This is a genomic window from Enterobacteriaceae bacterium ESL0689 (assembly GCA_029433525.1).
In the GTDB taxonomy this organism is placed as follows: domain Bacteria; phylum Pseudomonadota; class Gammaproteobacteria; order Enterobacterales; family Enterobacteriaceae; genus JAQTIF01.
In genome coordinates this window covers 2,126,421-2,144,753 of sequence record JAQTIF010000001.1, presented here as the reverse complement: position 1 = coordinate 2,144,753, position 18,333 = coordinate 2,126,421, and the positions used below count along the sequence as shown (strand labels likewise).

18 protein-coding genes and 1 pseudogene are annotated in these 18,333 nt (G+C 49.9%); 14 read left to right on the top strand and 5 right to left on the bottom strand.

All coding sequences use genetic code 11. The annotated features are described in order from the left end of the window. Positions 1 to 27: 27 nt before the first annotated feature. From sapC to PT300_10300, 6 genes are all read left to right on the top strand, one after another. Complete coding sequence (gene sapC / locus PT300_10325; protein MDF7680954.1) at positions 28 to 918, top strand: peptide ABC transporter permease SapC; 891 nt, start codon at positions 28 to 30, stop codon at positions 916 to 918. Then, complete coding sequence (gene sapD / locus PT300_10320) at positions 918 to 1,919, top strand: peptide ABC transporter ATP-binding protein SapD (GenBank protein ID MDF7680953.1); 1,002 nt, start codon at positions 918 to 920, stop codon at positions 1,917 to 1,919. The genes sapC and sapD overlap by 1 nt, the downstream gene beginning before the upstream one ends. Further along, entirely contained in the window at positions 1,912 to 2,721 is an 810-nt protein-coding gene (gene sapF, locus PT300_10315; protein MDF7680952.1) for a peptide ABC transporter ATP-binding protein SapF, read from the top strand. The genes sapD and sapF overlap by 8 nt, the downstream gene beginning before the upstream one ends. 208 nt (positions 2,722 to 2,929) lie before the next feature. Further along, positions 2,930 to 3,718 carry an enoyl-ACP reductase FabI gene (fabI, locus tag PT300_10310; protein MDF7680951.1) on the top strand — a complete coding sequence of 263 codons (789 nt, stop codon included), beginning with the start codon at positions 2,930 to 2,932 and terminating at the stop codon, positions 3,716 to 3,718. A gap of 151 nt (positions 3,719 to 3,869) precedes the next feature. After that, positions 3,870 to 5,804: an exoribonuclease II gene (locus PT300_10305; GenBank protein ID MDF7680950.1), complete on the top strand. Its 1,935-nt coding sequence runs from the start codon at positions 3,870 to 3,872 to the stop codon at positions 5,802 to 5,804. Positions 5,805 to 6,011: 207 nt separating this feature from the next. After that, positions 6,012 to 6,167 carry a hypothetical protein gene (locus tag PT300_10300; protein MDF7680949.1) on the top strand — a complete coding sequence of 52 codons (156 nt, stop codon included), beginning with the start codon at positions 6,012 to 6,014 and terminating at the stop codon, positions 6,165 to 6,167. Here PT300_10300 and PT300_10295 read toward each other — a convergent pair. Next, positions 6,164 to 6,496, bottom strand: a pseudogene (locus PT300_10295) (integrase core domain-containing protein). The gene PT300_10300 and the pseudogene PT300_10295 overlap by 4 nt on opposite strands. Before the next feature lie 31 nt (positions 6,497 to 6,527). On the opposite strand from PT300_10295, the gene PT300_10290 reads away from it, so the two are divergent. Further along, positions 6,528 to 6,884, top strand: coding sequence for an ABC transporter ATP-binding protein (locus tag PT300_10290; GenBank protein ID MDF7680948.1), 357 nt, complete (start codon positions 6,528 to 6,530; stop codon positions 6,882 to 6,884). A gap of 284 nt (positions 6,885 to 7,168) precedes the next feature. Beyond that, positions 7,169 to 8,719, top strand: a complete 1,551-nt coding sequence (locus tag PT300_10285; GenBank protein MDF7680947.1) for a methyl-accepting chemotaxis protein — start codon at positions 7,169 to 7,171, stop codon at positions 8,717 to 8,719. A 156-nt stretch (positions 8,720 to 8,875) separates the two neighbouring features. Here PT300_10285 and PT300_10280 read toward each other — a convergent pair whose 3' ends face one another. Further along, positions 8,876 to 9,097: a hypothetical protein gene (locus PT300_10280; GenBank protein ID MDF7680946.1), complete on the bottom strand. Its 222-nt coding sequence runs from the start codon at positions 9,095 to 9,097 to the stop codon at positions 8,876 to 8,878. 346 nt (positions 9,098 to 9,443) lie between these two features. Between PT300_10280 and PT300_10275 the strand changes: the two genes are divergently transcribed. Next, positions 9,444 to 9,587, top strand: a complete 144-nt coding sequence (locus PT300_10275) for a hypothetical protein (GenBank protein MDF7680945.1) — start codon at positions 9,444 to 9,446, stop codon at positions 9,585 to 9,587. A gap of 87 nt (positions 9,588 to 9,674) precedes the next feature. Further along, on the top strand, positions 9,675 to 10,292 hold the full coding sequence (locus PT300_10270; GenBank protein MDF7680944.1) for a hypothetical protein: 618 nt from the start codon (positions 9,675 to 9,677) through the stop codon (positions 10,290 to 10,292). Positions 10,293 to 10,495: 203 nt separating this feature from the next. Here PT300_10270 and dcp read toward each other — a convergent pair whose 3' ends face one another. Beyond that, a complete protein-coding gene (gene dcp / locus PT300_10265) occupies positions 10,496 to 12,544 on the bottom strand; it encodes a peptidyl-dipeptidase Dcp (protein ID MDF7680943.1) in 2,049 nt (682 codons plus the stop codon). A 184-nt stretch (positions 12,545 to 12,728) separates the two neighbouring features. Between dcp and ydfG the strand changes: the two genes are divergently transcribed. Both ydfG and PT300_10255 read left to right on the top strand, forming a co-directional pair. Beyond that, entirely contained in the window at positions 12,729 to 13,478 is a 750-nt protein-coding gene (ydfG, locus tag PT300_10260) for a bifunctional NADP-dependent 3-hydroxy acid dehydrogenase/3-hydroxypropionate dehydrogenase YdfG (GenBank protein ID MDF7680942.1), read from the top strand. Between the two features lie 165 nt (positions 13,479 to 13,643). Beyond that, positions 13,644 to 13,985, top strand: a complete 342-nt coding sequence (locus PT300_10255) for a DUF1283 family protein (GenBank protein MDF7680941.1) — start codon at positions 13,644 to 13,646, stop codon at positions 13,983 to 13,985. A 93-nt stretch (positions 13,986 to 14,078) separates the two neighbouring features. On the opposite strand, the gene bioD is transcribed toward PT300_10255, so the two are convergent. Together bioD and PT300_10245 are read right to left on the bottom strand one after the other, a co-directional pair. Next, positions 14,079 to 14,774, bottom strand: coding sequence for a dethiobiotin synthase (gene bioD / locus PT300_10250; protein ID MDF7680940.1), 696 nt, complete (start codon positions 14,772 to 14,774; stop codon positions 14,079 to 14,081). 110 nt (positions 14,775 to 14,884) lie between these two features. Next, positions 14,885 to 16,105, bottom strand: coding sequence for an ROK family transcriptional regulator (locus tag PT300_10245; protein ID MDF7680939.1), 1,221 nt, complete (start codon positions 16,103 to 16,105; stop codon positions 14,885 to 14,887). Positions 16,106 to 16,581: 476 nt separating this feature from the next. Between PT300_10245 and PT300_10240 the strand changes: the two genes are divergently transcribed. Together PT300_10240 and PT300_10235 are read left to right on the top strand one after the other, a co-directional pair. Then, positions 16,582 to 17,832 (top strand): MFS transporter, encoded by a 1,251-nt coding sequence (locus PT300_10240; protein ID MDF7680938.1) that lies wholly within the window; start codon positions 16,582 to 16,584, stop codon positions 17,830 to 17,832. 134 nt (positions 17,833 to 17,966) lie between these two features. Continuing rightward, positions 17,967 to 18,206, top strand: coding sequence for an acid-shock protein (locus tag PT300_10235; GenBank protein ID MDF7680937.1), 240 nt, complete (start codon positions 17,967 to 17,969; stop codon positions 18,204 to 18,206). Positions 18,207 to 18,333: the final 127 nt, after the last annotated feature.

Below are 18,333 nucleotides of genomic sequence, written 5' to 3'. Positions count from 1 at the left end.
TGATCAACAAAAATAAAATGAGCCCCTATGTTCGACGATAGCGTTTATCTTGAAAAACGACCGCCCGGCGCGCTGCGTATTGTATGGCGTAAGTTCTGTAGCGATACCACCGCGATGACAGGATTGTACGGTTGTGCCGGCCTGGCAATGTTGTGCCTTTTTGGTCACTGGCTGGCACCTTATAATATTAATCAGCAATTTCTGGGTTATCAGTTACTGCCGCCTTCATGGTCGCGTTACGGTGACGTGTTGTTCTTTCTCGGAACCGATGATCTGGGGCGCGATGAACTCAGCCGCCTGCTGAGTGGTGCGGCATCGACCATTGGCGGCGCGTTTATCGTCACCTGTGCGGCGGTCATCTGTGGTCTGATCATGGGGATTATCGCTGGTGCCAGTCATGGTCTGCGTTCTGCGTTGCTCAATCATATTCTCGATATTCTGTTATCGATTCCATCGCTTTTGCTGGCCATTGTGGTTTCCGCGTTCATCGGACCCAATCTGGGCCATGCGATGTTCGCGATCTGGCTGGCGCTGTTGCCGCGTATTGTGCGTTCAGTCTATGGCATGGTGCATGATGAGCTGGAAAAAGAGTACATCATTGCCACGCGCCTTGATGGTGCATCGACGCTAAATATTCTCTGGTTTGCGGTGTTGCCGAATATCGCCTCCGGCTTAGTGAACGAAATAACCCGCGTCCTGTCCATCGCCATACTCGATATTGCCGCGCTCGGTTTTCTCGGCCTGGGGGCCCAGCTCCCCTCGCCGGAATGGGGCGCGATGCTTGGCGATGCGCTGGAGCTGATTTATGTCGCCCCCTGGATGGTGATGTTGCCTGGGGTGGCGATTATGGTCAGTGTGCTGTTGATTAATTTACTGGGCGATGGTATCCGTCGCGCGATTATCGCCGGGGTGGCGTAATGCCATTACTTGATATCCGTAATTTAACCATAGAATTTAAAACCAATGATGGCTGGGTTAAGGCTGTCGACAGTATCAGCCTGATCCTCACCGAAGGTGAAATTCGTGGTCTGGTGGGTGAGTCCGGTTCGGGCAAAAGCATTATCGCGAAAGCGATTTGCGGTGTGACCAAAGATAACTGGCGGATAACGGCTGATCGTATGCGTTTTGATGATATCGAACTGCTGAATCTGTCCGCCCGTGAGCGACGTAAGTTGCTGGGTCATAACGTATCGATGATTTTTCAGGAGCCCCAGTCCTGCCTTGATCCTTCCGCGCGGATTGGTCAGCAATTAATGCAGAATATTCCACGCTGGACGTTTAAGGGTCGCTGGTGGCAACGTATTGGCTGGCGTAAACGGCGGGCGATTGAGCTGCTGCATCGCGTCGGAATTAAAGATCACCTGGCCATTATGCACTGCTTTCCCTATGAATTAACCGACGGGGAGTGCCAGAAAGTGATGATTGCCATTGCGCTGGCCAATCAGCCGCGGCTGTTGATCGCAGATGAACCCACCAACGCGATGGAACCGACGACGCAGGGACAAATTATTCGCCTGCTGTCACGGCTGAATCAAAATAATAACACCACGATTTTGCTGATCAGCCACGACCTGCAAATGCTTAGCCAGTGGGCAGATAAAATTAACGTGATGTATTGTGGCCAGACCGTAGAGACTGCCCCCAGCGCTGAGCTGATCACCACCCCTCACCATCCCTATACCCTGGCGTTAATTCGTGCTATCCCCGATTTTGGTAGCCCATTGCCTCATAAAAGTCGGCTGAATACACTACCGGGCGCCATTCCGTTACTGGAACAACTCCCGATCGGTTGTCGTCTTGGCCCACGCTGCCCCTACGCGCAACGTAAATGCATTGAGGCACCGGCGCTTATCGGCAGCAAAACCCATCTCTATGCCTGCCATTACCCACTGAACAGAGAGAAAGAGTGGCATGGTTGAAACACTGCTTGAAGTGCGCCAGTTGAGTAAAACCTTTCGCTACCGAACCGGGTGGTTTCGTCGCCAGACAGAAGAAGCGGTTAAACCGCTGAGTTTTACCCTGCGTGAACATCAGACCCTGGCGATCACGGGCGCAAATGGATCGGGAAAATCCACCCTGGTAAAAATGCTGGCCGGGATGATTGCGCCGACCTCTGGCGAATTGCTGATCGACGATCATCCGCTGCAATTCGGTGATTACTCTTTTCGCAGCCAGCGTATTCGCATGATCTTCCAGGATCCATCAAACTCACTCAATCCCCGGCAACGGATCGCTCAGATCCTCGATCTTCCGCTGCGTCTTAATACTGATCTTGCTCCCCAGGACCGCGAGAAACAAATTATTGAAACGTTACGTATGGTGGGATTGCTGCCCGATCATGTCAGCTATTATCCGCATATGCTGGCACCGGGGCAAAAACAGCGCCTTGGGCTGGCACGGGCGCTGATCCTGCGCCCTAAAGTGATTATCTGTGACGAAGCGCTGGCGGCGCTGGATATGTCGATGCGTTCACAATTGATCAATCTGATGCTGGAACTACAGGAAAAACAGGGGATTTCATATATCTATGTGACGCAGAATCTCGGTATGATCAAGCATATCAGCGATCAACTTCTGGTGATGCATCAGGGAGAGGTGGTGGAGCGCGGCAGCACTGCCGATGTGCTGGCGTCACCATTACACGACATTACCAAACGGCTCATTGCCGGCCATTTTGGCGAGGCACTGACGGCGGATGCCTGGCGTCAGGACAACAGATAGGGGTTGGTCTGGAAAGCGCAAAACAGCCTGTCCTGCGAGCAAAATCACCATTCCGGCTGTCTCCTGGCATCGTCAGATGAAAATAGCGTGACACAGAAGGCGGTCAGTGAGATATAATTCTCAGCCAAATCTGGGTTATTTTGAAACAACAAGCGTAACGCTATGATTGTTAAAGTAAAAATAAACAAAATGAATAAGGATTAAAACTATGGGTTTTCTTTCCGGCAAACGTATTCTGATTACTGGCGTGGCCAGTAAACTGTCGATCGCCTATGGCATTGCCCAGGCAATGCATCGTGAAGGGGCCGAACTGGCGTTCACCTATCAAACTGAAAAGCTAAAAGGTCGGGTAGCAGAATTTGCGACGGCGCTTGGATCAGATATTGTGCTGCCCTGTGATGTAGCAACTGATGAAAGCATTGCATCGCTGTTCACTGAGCTGGGTAAAGTCTGGCCGAAATTTGATGGTTTTGTTCACTCGATTGGCTTCGCCCCGGCTGATCAACTGGATGGCGATTATGTCAATGCCGTCAATCGTGAGGGTTTTCGTATCGCTCATGATATCAGTGCTTACAGCTTCGTCGCGATGGCGAAAGCCTGTCGTAGTATGTTAAATCCGGGTTCAGCCCTGCTGACACTCTCTTATCTGGGGGCCGAACGTGCAATCCCGAATTACAACGTTATGGGACTGGCCAAAGCGTCTCTGGAAGCTAACGTTCGCTATATGGCAAATGCGATGGGTCCGGAAGGTGTGCGTGTTAACGCTATTTCTGCTGGTCCCATCCGCACGCTTGCCGCATCCGGTATTAAAGATTTCCGTAAAATGCTGGCACATTGCGAAGCTGTTACACCGATTCGCCGGACTGTTACGATTGAAGATGTAGGCAATAGCGCGGCATTTCTGTGCTCGGATCTCTCGGCAGGGATTTCCGGTGAAGTGGTTCACGTTGATGGTGGTTTCAGCATCGCAGCAATGAACGAGCTGGAACTGAAATAAACGCTCTCCCCTCCTCGCGGCGGGTCAGGGGGGGAATTTCTGCCATGTATGCCATTCTTTAAATAACGAAAAAAGCCAAACTTCGCTTGCCGCCACTGACGGGATTGCGTAAAAATATCAGCCGATCTTTTAGCCACGAAAATACCTCATTATGTTTCAGGACAACCCGCTGCTAGCGCAGCTTAAACAGCAATTACATTCTCAGACTCCCCGCGTAGAGGGCGTCGTTAAAGCCACAGAGAAAGGTTTTGGCTTCCTCGAAGTTGATGCGCAGAAAAGCTACTTTATTCCGCCGCCACAAATGAAAAAGGTGATGCATGGCGATCGGATCAGTGCGGTTATCCACACAGAAAAAGATCGTGAAAGTGCGGAACCGGAAAGCCTGATTGAGCCTTTTCTGAGCCGTTTTGTCGGTAAGGTCCATAAAAAAGATGATCGTCTGTCTATCGTTCCCGATCATCCGTTGCTCAGAGAGGCTATCCCCTGCCGTGCGGAGCGCAACCTGAACCATAACTTTAGCGAAGGCGACTGGGCTGTTGCTGAAATGCGTCGTCATCCGCTGAAGGGAGATCGGGGATTTTATGCCGAACTGACCCGGTTTATCACTTTCAGTGATGACCATTTCTCGCCGTGGTGGGTCACGCTGGCACGTCACAATCTGGAAAAAGAAGCCCCTGATGGGGTGGCCAGCGAATTACTGGACGAAGAATTACAACGTCAGGACTTAACAGCCCTTGATTTTGTCACTATCGACAGTGCCAGCACGGAAGATATGGACGATGCCTTATACGTGGAAGCCGGGCCGGATAACAGCCTGTATCTGACGGTGGCGATCGCCGATCCCACCGCCTGGATTGCCCAGGGGAGCAAACTGGATGAGATAGCAAAAACCCGTGCTTTCACCAACTATCTGCCCGGTTTTAATATTCCGATGTTACCGCGCGAGCTGTCTGATGATTTATGCTCCCTGCGTGCTGGTGAAGTACGCCCGGCGCTGGTTTGCCGTATGATTCTGGCCAGTGATGGGGCGATTGCTGACGAAATCGAATTTTTTGCGGCAATGATTGAATCAAAGGCGAAACTGGCTTACGACAAGGTATCCGACTGGCTGGAAAATACCGGTAGCTGGCAACCTGAAAATGAAGCTATCGCGCAACAAATTAAGCGATTGCAGGATGTCTGCCTGCGCCGCAGCGAATGGCGTAATACCCATGCGCTGGTTTTCAGGGATCGCCCCGATTATCGTTTCGTCCTGGGTGAACAAGGCGAAGTGCTGGATATTGTTGCTGAACCACGGCGGATCGCTAACCGCATGGTTGAAGAGGCGATGATCGCCGCTAATATCTGTGCCGCTCGGGTTTTGCGCGATAAGCTCGGTTTTGGTATTTATAACGTGCATAGCGGGTTTGATCCGGCAAATACCGAGCAACTGGCGACATTACTGAAGAGTTACGATATTCATATCGATCCGGCAGAAGTCCTGACACTGGCCGGTTTCTGTAAGCTGCGTCGTCAACTGGATGCGCAGGATTTTGCGTTTCTCGATAGCCGCATCCGTCGTTTCCAGTCATTTGCCACGATCAGTATTGAGCCAGGCCCCCATTTTGGTCTTGGCCTCGAAACCTACGCAACATGGACTTCGCCGATTCGTAAATATGGCGATATGATTAACCATCGTTTACTGAAAGCAATAATCAAAAACGAAAGTGCCCCTCGCCCACAGGAGGAAGTAACGCTACAAATGGCCGAGCGCCGCCGCCTGAATCGTATGGCAGAACGTGATGTCGGAGATTGGTTGTATGCACGTTATCTGCATCCACATGCCGGTACAGATAACCGTTTTGTCGCTGAAATTATCGATATCAGTCGGGGTGGGATGCGTGTCCGTCTGATCGATAACGGCGCGATTGCCTTTATTCCGGCACCATTTCTGCACGCGGTGCGTGATGAGCTGATCTGTAGTCAGGAGAATGGCACAGTACAAATTAAAGGTGAGGTGGTTTACAAAATAACCAATGTGATTGATATTAAGATCGCTGAAGTCCGAATGGAAACACGCAGTATTATCGCGCGCCCGTTTGCCTGATGGCGTTATTGACACAACTCGTCTGGACATAGGCAGCACGGAGAAACCACTGCGTACAGGTAGTGTGTGAGGATTTCGAGCTCTGCCCAGGGCCAGAATGGCAAGCCAAATAGCCTGATGGGCCCGGCGCTTAGTCTCTTCTTATCCCTTTCCCGGCATAAGAAGGGATGTTTCTTTCACATTTCTTTTTATCCTCAGGATAATCTTATGCCCGATTTAGATGTTCGTTTGCTTGCGCAACGTATTGATACGATACTGGATATTCTGGTCGCTGGGGATTATCACTCAGCGATTCATAATCTGGAGATCCTGCAAACCGAACTCGGTAAGTGTCAAGGCAGTTGTCACCCCTGTTTAATTTAAACTGCCTGTTTTTCCCGTTCCGGATTTAATGTTACCGGACCCTCCGGCTGCCAGTTTCTTGTCTTCCCTGACCCGCGCTCCGGATGCGCTTTCTGTGCCTGACGATACAGTTCATCACGCTGTTTCAGCAGGGCCCTGTCTTCACCACGATGCCGTTCTGCTGGCGTGACATAGCGTATTCCACTGTGACGGTGCTCTTCGTTATACCACCGGGTAAATTTCTCCACCCAGGTACGGGCATCCTCCAGCGTCCTGAACCCCGATGATGGCCACTACGGCACATACTTCAGTGTCCGGAACAGCGATTCCACATACGCATTATCGTAACTATCCGGTATCGGCTATCCAGGTCGCCCGCTTTTGCACGATGTCTCTTTAACGTTACAGCGCGGCAAAGCCTATTGTCTGCTGGGAACCAATGGCAGTGGTAAAACCACGCTGATGCGCACGCTTTCCGGTCTTCTGCCCCTATTGGACGGCGATATGCAGTTCGATGGCCATGCTATTGTGACGTTGTCACCGGCTGAACGGGCGAAGCTGATTGCCTGGGTGCCGCAGGCGCATGAAGGAACGTTTGCCTTTACGGTGCTGGATATGGTGCTGATGGGGCTGAGCGCCAGTATGAACATTTTTATGTCACCTGCCGCCCGGCATCGTGAATGCGCACTTCTGCCACACGAGGATCTGAAGGGATATCGATTTCCATTCAGATCCTGATAATTAAGTAAACGTGTAAAATCATCATCTTATCAAACGATTAGCATCCATCTTACAACTGGCCGATCATTTAACCTGCCGTTTCTGACTCCGACCAGAAGCTGAAAAACACATGGATGCCGCGCTTTCTCTGCCCTGCCCGTTTCCAGGACGAGCTGAGCCTGATACACCGGGTAATTCAAATTCTAATTATCTGTTTCTTATTGATTTATATCAACGAAGATTAAGATTTATAGGTTAGTGCCGATAAATAAATTAATAACAAAACATAAAAAGAGGGAAAAATGAAATCGCTGACCAATAACTTATTGATGTTAATCTGTTGTTCACTGTTATTCACCGTATTTATTACTGCGGTTGCAATATACGGCGACAAACACAGCACGACACAAAACAATTTAGGGTTACAAGCGAAGGACTTAACGGCTGATATCATGCCGCCACCCATTTATCTGATTGAACTCCGGCTGGTGGTATCGCAACTGGTCGAGGGGTCTATCACGCTTGAGCAGGGAGAGGCTGATTTTATTCGCCTCAAGAGTCAGTGGTATGACCGGATCAATCACTGGCAAGGTATTCTTTCAGATGACCTGCTGGAGCACCTTAACGGCGAACAGTATCAGGCCGGCAAAAAAATGATTGATGATGCCGCCGCATTAATCAAGAAATTACACAGCGGGACGGCGATTTCTGGTAACGAGCTGGAGACCTTTAATCGGAATTACAATAGCCATCTTAACGGCATCCATGCTTTTGTTGGCAGTGCATCACAGTACGCCAATCAGGCTATCGAATCGGCGGAAGGCAGTTCTGAATTAGTCTTCAAGATCATGCTGCTCGCGGCGGCTATCTCCATTATCCTGCTGCTGGTGATCAGCGTCTGGATCCACCGTAATATCTTTCGTGCTTTGGGCGCGGAACCTGTCCAGGTTGCCGATATTGCCATCGCGGTGGCCAGTGGTGATCTCAGCCGCACCGTCTCTGTACGCCAGGATGATACCTCCAGCGTCATGGCCTCAATGAGCAACATGTGTAATAAACTGACGGAAATCATTCAAACCGTCAGCACCGCCAGTAATCAGATCTCCAGCAGTTCAGATGAAATCACCAGTAATAATCTCGCGCTGGCCGAACGTACCAGTCAACAGGCGAGCGCACTTGAGAAAACTGCTTCATCGATGGAAGAGATGACCGCCGCCGTTAAGCAGAATGCTGAAAACTCGTTGAGTGCCAGCCATCTGGCCAGCAAAGTGGCGTCCAGCGCTGAGCAAGGCGGGATGATGGTTTCTAAAGTGATGGAAACCATGGACGGTATATCCGCATCGTCGGATAAAATTACCAGTATCATTGGTGTGATTGACAGTATCGCTTTCCAGACCAATATTCTGGCGCTGAATGCGGCTGTCGAAGCCGCGAGGGCGGGTTCGGAAGGGCGCGGTTTTGCCGTGGTTGCCGGTGAAGTTCGCACTCTGGCAAGTCATTGTGCCAACGCGGCGAAAGAGATTAAAGGTCTGATTGAAGACTCTGCTAAGTTGATTTCCAGCGGTAACATGCAGGTCAACGACGCCGGGAAAACGATTGCCGAAGTTGTTGAGGATGTGAAGAAAGTGGCTGAGCTGATCGTGGAAATCACCGATGCCAGCAACCAACAAAGTATTGGTATCGAGCAGGTTAGCGTTGCCATCAGCCAGATTGACTCCGGTATTCAGCAAAATGGTGTTATGGTCAACCTCGCCACAGGCACTGCTGATTCGCTGCGCGCGCAAACGGATGGACTCAACGCCGCGATGTCACAGTTTAAGCTGAACAAACAGAGTGCGTTGCCACAGGCTTAAGCCACGTGGCTAAGTGCTCAGCTATACCCACAGTGCTGGAAACCGCAACATACAGGGTTTCTGGCACTGCCGGGGAGACAAGATTGGACAGGTATCCGACAAACAAGGCGTCAGAATCATCCGGGCAAGGCAAACAACCGCCCCGCCATGTTGTCATTACCGCGTCAGAGCAATAATGCCTAACGTCAGACCAGCGATAGCGGTCAGGCCGCCCGCGATGGCACCGGTGGTTTCCCAGTTATCCTGCGTGGTTCCTTTCATACAGGTATTGGTATGTACCAGTCGCCCTTGATCATCATAGACAGGAACACAGGGTGAATCCTGCGCACAACTTGCCAGTAAAGTTGCTAATATTGTGACGATAATAAAATTCTTCATCTTTTATCTTCTCATTAAAAATATACAGACCAGAAAAGTGAAATCAAAGTTATATTAATGTAGCATAGATTTTAAAAATCTCCGTGATAACATCAATGGCGATGGATCAGGTAATAAGCTACCGACGGTCGAACACAGGGTACTCTCCCGTAACAGGGGATACAAATATTTTTATTGTCCTCCAGGCAATATATTGTCACAGTGTTGCTGTTGATGAATTATCATGGCAGGAGATCCTTTTTATATTTCTGATCGCCTGCCCCCTTTCTGGGTAAATGAAATATAAAACAGATGATTGCTTATATAAAAAACATCAGTGCTGTTACTGCAATCAAGCACGCAGTAAATGCCAGCCTGTCAATATCAGCAAGTGGCATTGGCAATAATCGATCATCAGACCCGGTTAGTGCCGATGATCTTTGCGCCTGAGCGCTATGATGATGCCTTGTTATATAATTTTAATTATCAGTTATTGATCCTTAAGGAATGAATAAAACGGTTATTATATGATAATCTATTTTATTGTAGTATAGACTTATTGTCCTTAACAGGATAAGATAAAAAGGATTGTGACAGGATGCGTTTTATCTATTTATTAATGACAGGAGTCTATAATGAAATACAAATTATTCTTTTTTATCCTACTGTGTTTTCATCTTTCGGCATGTACAACTCTTTATTATCGGTAGGCTCTGTTTTGCAAAAATCATTATATCTGATAATTTTCCTGCTTTCTGGTTGTATTACGGTTTACGGCCCGGTGAAAACGGGAGGAGGAGCTGATAATACGCAACAAAGTGCTGCAGACGGTATGACGGAGAGCGCTCCGGTGCTTAAACTGACGAATCGAAAACCCGATGAGTTATTCAATGCTGTCGAGGTTTACTACCAGCGCAAGAGCTTGAACCCGACAGTCACCGATCAGGATAGTGGCATTATCGCTGCGACAGGTCATGATGACCAGCTGGCAGGACTGTTTCTGGACTGTTCAATGTTGCCACAGAAACAAAATATCCAGGAGCACTACCGTATTGTGACTCAGATATGGCCCGCTGAGGAAGGGAGCAATATCACTGTCTCTGTCTCAGGCATCGCCGGCGTTACGGCACCCGATGGCAACGATAAAGTGAAGCCCGTCGAGTGTAAAAGTAACGGTGTTTTTGAAAAAGATCTGTTTGCGTCTCTGCGGAAATAATCTTTTCTGCTGTTCGGGACGAGACTGAACACAGAGACTGCCACCCTCCCCTGACCAGCCGCCGCCAGCCGTGGACGGCTGAATACGGGTTCAATAGCGGTTGTCGTCAGTATCGCCCGATATCTCTTTTTCATTGGTGGCCGGGTAAAGGCGGGCTTATCAACCCCCTTTACCCGCTAACAGCCTGCCCTGACGTGCTATTCTTATCCTCGCGCTAAGCCACGATTTTTCAGCATCGGTGCAATGTGTGGATCTGCGCCGCGCCACTGACGGTAAAGCTCGGCCAAATCACAACTATTGCCGCGTGACAGGATCGCATCACGGAATCGCTGGCCATTTTCACGGCTTAATCCGCCCTGTTCAACAAACCACTGAAAACCATCATCTGCCAGCATTTGAGTCCACAGATAAGCGTAATAACCCGCACCATAACCACCGGCAAAAATATGGGCGAAATAGCTGCTACGATAACGCGGTGGTATCGCGGCCAGATGTAATTGTTCGGTTTTTAACGCCGCAGTTTCAAATGCATTGACATCCTCCACCGCTTCCCCGGCAGAGAGGCTATGCCAGTGCAGATCCAGCAACGCCGCCGCCAGCAGTTCGCTCATCTCATAGCCTTTATTGAACAGGGCGGCACGGCGCATTTTTGCCCGTAATGCTTCCGGCATGGCTTCGCCGGTCTGATAATGGCGGGCATAGTGGCTAAACACCTCGGGGTCACTGGCCCAGTGTTCATTGATTTGCGAGGGAAATTCCACAAAGTCACGGGGCGTATTGGTTCCCGACAGACTGGCATAACGCTGGCGGGCAAATAATCCATGTAACGCATGGCCAAACTCATGAAATAGCGTAATCACCTCATCCCATGACAACAGGGCACACTGCCCGGCACGCGGCTTCTGGATGTTACAGACGTTATAGATGGCCGGCCGTTGTGCCAGCAGCGTGGATTGCTCAACGAAAACGCCCATCCATGCACCGCCGCTTTTCGACTCCCGAGCGAAAAAATCACCGTAAAATAAGGCGATGCCTTCACCATTCGTATCAAAAATTTCCCATACCCGGACATCGGGGTGATAGACCGGAATATCGAAGCGCTCAACAAAGGCTAAACCAAACAGCTGAGTAGCACTCCAGAACACGCCATCGACCAGCACGCGCTCAAGTGCGAAATAGGGCCTGAGTTGCGTGTCATCAAGCGCAAATTTTTGCCGCCGTACCTGCTCGCTATAAAATAACCAGTCCCAGGAGGTAACAGTGGCTCCGCTCTCCTCTTCATCCATTCGTTGCTGGATCGCCCTTTGCTCCTCTTCTGCCCGCTGTTTTGCCGCCGGTACAATCTGGCGCATAAAGGTGAATGCCGTCTCTGGCGAGCCCGCCATCTGATCGGCCATCGCCCAGCTGGCATAACTGGTAAAGCCCAGTTGCTGTGCTTGCTGGGCGCGGATCGCGACCAGGCGCAGCAGTAAATCACAGGTATCGTTCGCGTCTCCCTGCTGGTTACGGTTCCAGCTCGCCGCGAATAACTGTTCCCGGCTCTGACGAAGCGATAATTCCTGTAAGGCAGGTTGTTGTGTGGTATTGACTAAAGATAACAGCCAGTGTCCGTCCAGCCCTTTGTCAGCCGCCATTTCAGCCGCTATCGCTATCTCATCTTCACTCAGTCCTGCCAGCTGTTGCCGGGTGTCAAACACCACCCCACCTGACTGGACGGCAGCCAGCAAACGATGCTGAAACTGACTCTGCAGCGCCGCCGCTTGTTTATTCAGCTCACGTAGCACCGTTTTTTGCTCTTCAGCAAGCTGCGCCCCGGCGAGCGTGAACCGTTGCCATGTGATGGTCAGCAAACGCTGCGCTTCGTCATCTAACGCCAGTGTTTCCCGTTGTTGCCAGACCTGTTTTACACGCTGAAATAGTGCGTCGTTTAGCCAGATCTGGTTTTCGTGTTCCGCCAGTTCAGCCGAGAATTGCTCATCCAGCGCCTGTAATTGCGGGTTGGTGTGTGCGTTCGTCATGGCAAAGAATACATGAGTCACGCGCGCCAGCAGTTGTCCGCTTTGCTCCAGCGCCTGTATCGTATTGGTAAAATCAGCGGGCTGCCGATGAGCAATGATCGCAGCGATCTCCTGACGTTGCTGTCGAATGCCTTCATCAAAAGCAGGCCGGTAATGGGCATCTTTGATGAGATCAAAACGAGGCGCCTGATAGGGCAGCGTGCTGGCACTTAAAAAAGGATTGTTTTCCATTATGATACTGTTTTCCTGGAACGGGCTGTCGTGTTAGCCTTGATAAGACCGTGATACAGATTAATCAACTCATTGATTAACAGCAATGACTTCCTTTTGCTGACGGTGACAGACTGAGAGCTTGATGAGCCAGGCCCATATTTATTCCGCTTCCATTTTTAATATCCAGAGAATAACAGGAGCCATCATGATTATTCTGGTGACCGGCGCAACAGCCGGCTTTGGGGAGTGTATCACTCGCCATTTTATTGCTCAGGGTCACAAAGTGATCGCTACCGGGCGTCGTGAGCAACGGTTAAAGGCATTAAAAGAGGAATTCGGTGATAATCTTTATCCCGCCGTCCTTGATGTGCGACATCGCCATGCGGTCGAAGAGATGGTAGCCGCTCTTCCTGCCGCGTGGCAGCAGATTGATATCCTGGTCAACAACGCCGGACTGGCGCTCGGTCTGGAGGTCGCCTGGCAGGCGGACCCTGACGACTGGGAAACGATGATTGATACCAATAATAAGGGGCTGGTCTACATGACCCATGCTGTACTACCGGGTATGGTCGCCCGTAACCGTGGTCATATTATCAATATCGGCTCTACCGCAGGTAGCTGGCCCTATACCGGTGGTAATGTTTATGGCGCAACCAAAGCCTTTGTTCATCAGTTCAGTCTGAACCTGCGTACTGATTTACAGGGCACCGCTATCCGGGTGACCAATATAGAACCGGGTCTGGTGGGCGGAACCGAGTTCTCTCATGTCCGTTTTAAAGGTGATGATGTGAAAGCCAGTAAAACCTATGAAAATAGCCAGCCACTGACGGCGGAAGATGTGACAGCCGCGGTATGGTGGGTGGCAACGCTGCCTGCGCATGTCAACATCAACACTCTGGAGATGATGCCGGTCTGCCAGAGCTTTGCTGGCCTGAGCGTGCAGCGCAAAAGTTAAAGTCGTGCGCCTGTACGCTTAATGTTACAGTATGGAAATAACATAATTTCATGATTCTAATAAAGAAAAATTAACATATTTCTGCATTTTTATTACCTGCAATTGCATCCAGGATCAAGTAGACTTGCAGTATTGAACGCAATGATTTTAAAAAAGGAAACAGTGATGAAGTTATTACCCCGGCAATATCGCTCTCTGGTTGCCTTATTCATGCTAAGTGCTATCGGTTTTTCCGCCCCTTCTGTTGCCAGAACAGAAAGATTAGTGATCGAATCTGGTGACAATACACTGAGCCGTCAGCAGGCGGCGATGGAAAAAGAACAGTGGGATGACACCCGATCTTTACGCCAGAAAATAAACCGGCGTAACGAAAAAGAGTGGGATAAAACGGATACCGCCTTTGATGCTAAAGATAATTGCCAGAAAAGCGCTGATCTTAACGCCTACTGGGAACCCAATACCCGACGCTGCCTGAACCGCCAGACCGGGCGCGTGATTACACCCTAGTGCCACGTCGGTTTATCGCGGGCAACAAACGGAAGGGCGGTCAGTGAAACTGACCGCCCTTTTTATCTTTGCGATCTGATCAAAACAGCGTGATTATGCCATGATCCGCTCAGCCGACATCACTTCATTCAGCATCGTTAATTTAATATAGTGACTCAATTCACGCTGTTCAGCGCGCGGTAAATAAGGCAGTTCGCCAATCAGCGGACAGGGGAGTTTTTTACTCAGAACATCAATAATTTCTGCGTAATGAGACAACCCCGGATTAATCCGGTTGGCGACCCAGCCAATCAGGGGCAGGCCGTCATTGGTGATCGCCTGAGCCGTCAGAAGAGCATGATTGATACACCCAGCCTGAATGCCCACCACCAGCAATACCGGTAGCTGCTCCTGAACAACCCATTCAGAGAGGGGGCGCAGATCATTCATCAGACTCCGCCATCCTCCGGTGCCTTCAATCACGACATAATCGACCTGAGCACTCAAATGCTGGAGTCCACCACTCAGCTTGCCATAATCAATCGGACAGCTATGCGCTATGCTGCTCTCATCTTCGCTAAAGGCGATGGGGTTAATTTCATCATAGGATAGCGCCAGCGTTGATACACTCTGTAATACCAGCGCATCTCTATTACGTAATCCTTCCGGGGTTTCCTTGCTGCCTTTGGCGACAGGTTTATACCCCGCTACGCTTTTACCGCTGGTTGCCAGCGCCTGTAACAGTGCGCGTGAAACGACTGTTTTACCAACCGCAGTATCAGTTCCTGTTATAAAGAAACGCTTAAACATTACTACTAACTCCACAGCTAATGAAACAGAATAATAAAAAGTAAAGTCTACGTGGTAGACGCGCAAACTAGCTTGCGATAACGCAATTTTTAGTACGACAATGAGAACGACTAACCTTGTAATAATCGAATAAGTAGCGAGCCGTTATAAAGGGCATCTTTAATCAGCGCTATTCCCATTGTCATTCCCGGATGAGCAAGTCGTGTCGCTGCAACAGGAATATGATTTCTGTAGTCCGGTAGTGCTTGTTGTCGAATACATGCTGAGATGGCCGGAAATAAGATCTCCGCCGCCTGGTTAAAAGGAGAACCCAGCAAAATTTTTTGTGGGTGAAATAAATTAACCATGATAGCCAGAATTCGTCCCATGTGCTGACCGATTCCATTGATAATATCCCGCGCCAGCTTATCCCCTTGTAGTGCCGCCTGGCAGAGCCATTCTACGCTTAATGGTTGCTGATGTAACACAGAATCCTGGGTCTGACGCATCTGTGCCTGCGCCCGTGCCAGAACCCGGTCAATACTAATGATCGTTTCAAGGCAGCCGTGATTGCCACAGTAGCAGCATTCGCCATCCGGATCGACCTGAATGTGACCTATCTCCAGCAGATTATGTCCCCCTGCCTGCAACAGATGACCGTTGGCGATAACCGATGCACCCACATGATGATTGATCACCACCTGAATGACATCCTGCGCACCTTTTGCGGCGCCAAATAATGACTCAGCCAGGGTCCAGGCACTAATATCATGCTGGATATAAACCGGTACACCAATATGGTTGGCTAAAAGCTCACCCAGTGGAAGATGGGTGACTTCAGCATAAAACGGCATACGGTGAATCGTCCCTTTTTTAGAATCAATCATTCCCGGTAATGTGATAGCAATCGCGGTCAGGCGTTCCAGTTTTTGCTGATGACGGATAAAAAACTGATCAATATGGTCGATGATCCGGGCAACAAAAGAAGGCTGGGGTTGCGATGTCAGATAACGGTGGTCTTCCGCTACCCGCTTACCGCTTAAATCACATAACGCGAGAACGATATGACCGGGGCGGACAGATATCGCTAAATAGTGCCAGGTTTCGGTTTCAATCATCAGCCCTGTCGCCGGACGCCCGCGACAAGCGGACTCCTGGATTTCGGTCTCCTGTACCAGATGCGCGTCCAGCATTTCACGCACAATCTTGGTGATACTGGCCGGAGCCAGATGGGCAAGCCGGGAGAGATCAATGCGCGATATCGGGCCATGTTGATCAATCAGACGATAGACTATCCTCGCGTTCATCTGTTTTATGTGATCAATATGACCCGGCTGACTGTCGGTTACCACCTTTAAACGCCCCTTGCTGATATATGACGAAAAATAATGCTGCATGAAGACTTAGAGCCTGATTGGCCAGACTCTAAGTCTTCTTATGGTGAAACAGTTCGCTATCTCACGTCAAATTTTTACTTAACCTTATAATAAACTGGTGATTTTTAGTCCTGATCGACCACATATCTGCGGTTATTGGCGTCATTTGAAAACAAACAGATTATTTGCAGAATAACAGGTATTGATTTTTTGTAAGCCATACCGGTCATCATGGCAAGATCGTAAGTCGTTATCACTGCGCCGACCCATAACGCCTCTCTGGAGAAACAAACCTTATCCCGATTCTGACAACCACGTATCGTCATTCTCATCCACGGTTATTGACGTCGTCTGAAAACAAGCGGATTATTTGCAGCATAACAGGTATCGATTTTTATACCTTTAAGCAATGGTCTGTGCTAACGCGATGCATTTTTAACAAGGATTTTTTTGTGAGCCGTACCTCTCACGTTGATAACGTAGCGGAAAGCGAAATCAACGACAACCTCCCTGCCTCTGCCAGTCAGTTTATTAAACGTGGTACGCCCGCTTTTATCCAGGTGACGCTGGCGCTGTTTTCAGCGGGACTGACGACCTTTGCCCTGCTCTATTGTGTTCAGCCGATCCTGCCAATATTGTCGCACCAGTTTGGTATTACTGCGGCAGCCAGCAGCGTTTCGTTATCAGTTTCTACCATTATGCTGGCTGTCGGGTTGCTGTTTACCGGCCCTTTATCCGATGCCATTGGCCGTAAACCGGTGATGATTACCGCGCTGATGCTAGCTTCATGTTGTTCTTTGCTGACCACGGTTATGTCTGGCTGGCATGAAATACTGATTATGCGTGCCCTGATTGGCCTGTCGCTCAGCGGTGTCGCCGCCGTCGGCATGACCTATCTGAGCGAAGAGATCCACCCCAGCTTTCTCTCTTTTTCAATGGGGCTATACATCAGCGGTAATTCTCTTGGTGGAATGAGCGGCCGATTGCTGACCGGTGTCCTCAGCGATTTTTTTAACTGGCGCATCGCTGTCGCGATTATCAGTTTTTTCGCGCTCATCTCCGCGATTATGTTCTGGCGGATCCTGCCGGAGTCGCGTCATTTCCGCCCGACCTCGCTGCGTCCCAAATCACTGATAATAAATTTTCGTTTACACTGGCATGATCGTGGCCTTCCCTTGCTGTTTGTCGAGGGGTTTTTGTTGATGGGATCTTTTGTCACCCTGTTTAATTACATTGGCTATCGCCTGATGCTGCCCCCCTGGTCGCTCAGTCAGTCGCTGGTGGGGATGCTTTCTGTCGTTTTTTTAATCGGCACCTGGAGTTCGCCGAAAGCTGGCATGATGACTGTACGTTATGGTCGCGGGCCGGTGATGTTACTGTTTATCGCGCTTATGCTGCTGGGTCTGCTATTAACGCTGTTTTCATCGTTATGGTTGATCTTTATCGGTATGCTACTGTTTTCATCCGGTTTTTTTGCCGCTCACTCCGTCGCCAGCAGTTGGGTTGGCGTGCGAGCCCACCGTGCACGCGGGCAGGCTTCGTCGCTGTATCTGTTTTGTTATTATCTGGGTTCAAGCATCGCAGGCACATCCGGCGGCCTGTTCTGGCACTATTACGGCTGGGGTGGGGTCAGTGCTTTTATTGCTTTGCTGTTAATCGTTGCCCTACTGACCGGACGATGGCTGAATAAACGCCTGCAATAAGCGCTGTTGACAGATCCATTATGGCGGCGCAGATATCGTTACATACTGATACTAAACACCACGGGAATCTCTGACGCGCTCAGCCTATAGTTAGGGTTAACAACCCCGTGGGGTTGAATATTAAGGATATCAGAATGAAAACAGTATTCACGCTGGTCGCTGCCGCCGCGATGGGAATATCGACCGTGTCTTTTGCCACTGAGGTAACAAAAGACACGCAGAGTCCAGCGCCTGTAACACAACATCAGACCATCACTAAAACAGCGGTAAAATCCTCTGTTCAGCAACATGCTCAGGCGGCGAAAGTGAAGAAACACCATAAAAAATCAGCCAGAAAACATCATAAGAAGAGAACGATTAAACCTGCCGACTAATCCGCTGGCCAGCCTGTTTGATGGATAAACCGGTACGATTTCAGCACCGGTTTTTTCTGACAGGCGGTGTGCGTGTTGTGCCTGGTCATACACCACAATGCGTTTTCGCTAACCGGGCTGGCAGGGA

Coding starts and splice junctions, on each gene's coding strand:
- sapC (MDF7680954.1), top strand. CDS start 28: ATGTTCGACGATAGCGTTTATCTTGAAAAACGACCGCCCGGCGCGCTG.
- sapD (MDF7680953.1), top strand. CDS start 918: ATGCCATTACTTGATATCCGTAATTTAACCATAGAATTTAAAACCAAT.
- sapF (MDF7680952.1), top strand. CDS start 1,912: ATGGTTGAAACACTGCTTGAAGTGCGCCAGTTGAGTAAAACCTTTCGC.
- fabI (MDF7680951.1), top strand. CDS start 2,930: ATGGGTTTTCTTTCCGGCAAACGTATTCTGATTACTGGCGTGGCCAGT.
- PT300_10305 (MDF7680950.1), top strand. CDS start 3,870: ATGTTTCAGGACAACCCGCTGCTAGCGCAGCTTAAACAGCAATTACAT.
- PT300_10300 (MDF7680949.1), top strand. CDS start 6,012: ATGCCCGATTTAGATGTTCGTTTGCTTGCGCAACGTATTGATACGATA.
- PT300_10285 (MDF7680947.1), top strand. CDS start 7,169: ATGAAATCGCTGACCAATAACTTATTGATGTTAATCTGTTGTTCACTG.
- PT300_10280 (MDF7680946.1), bottom strand. CDS start 9,097: ATGAAGAATTTTATTATCGTCACAATATTAGCAACTTTACTGGCAAGT.
- PT300_10275 (MDF7680945.1), top strand. CDS start 9,444: ATGCCAGCCTGTCAATATCAGCAAGTGGCATTGGCAATAATCGATCAT.
- PT300_10270 (MDF7680944.1), top strand. CDS start 9,675: ATGCGTTTTATCTATTTATTAATGACAGGAGTCTATAATGAAATACAA.
- ydfG (MDF7680942.1), top strand. CDS start 12,729: ATGATTATTCTGGTGACCGGCGCAACAGCCGGCTTTGGGGAGTGTATC.
- PT300_10255 (MDF7680941.1), top strand. CDS start 13,644: ATGAAGTTATTACCCCGGCAATATCGCTCTCTGGTTGCCTTATTCATG.
- bioD (MDF7680940.1), bottom strand. CDS start 14,774: ATGTTTAAGCGTTTCTTTATAACAGGAACTGATACTGCGGTTGGTAAA.
- PT300_10235 (MDF7680937.1), top strand. CDS start 17,967: ATGAAAACAGTATTCACGCTGGTCGCTGCCGCCGCGATGGGAATATCG.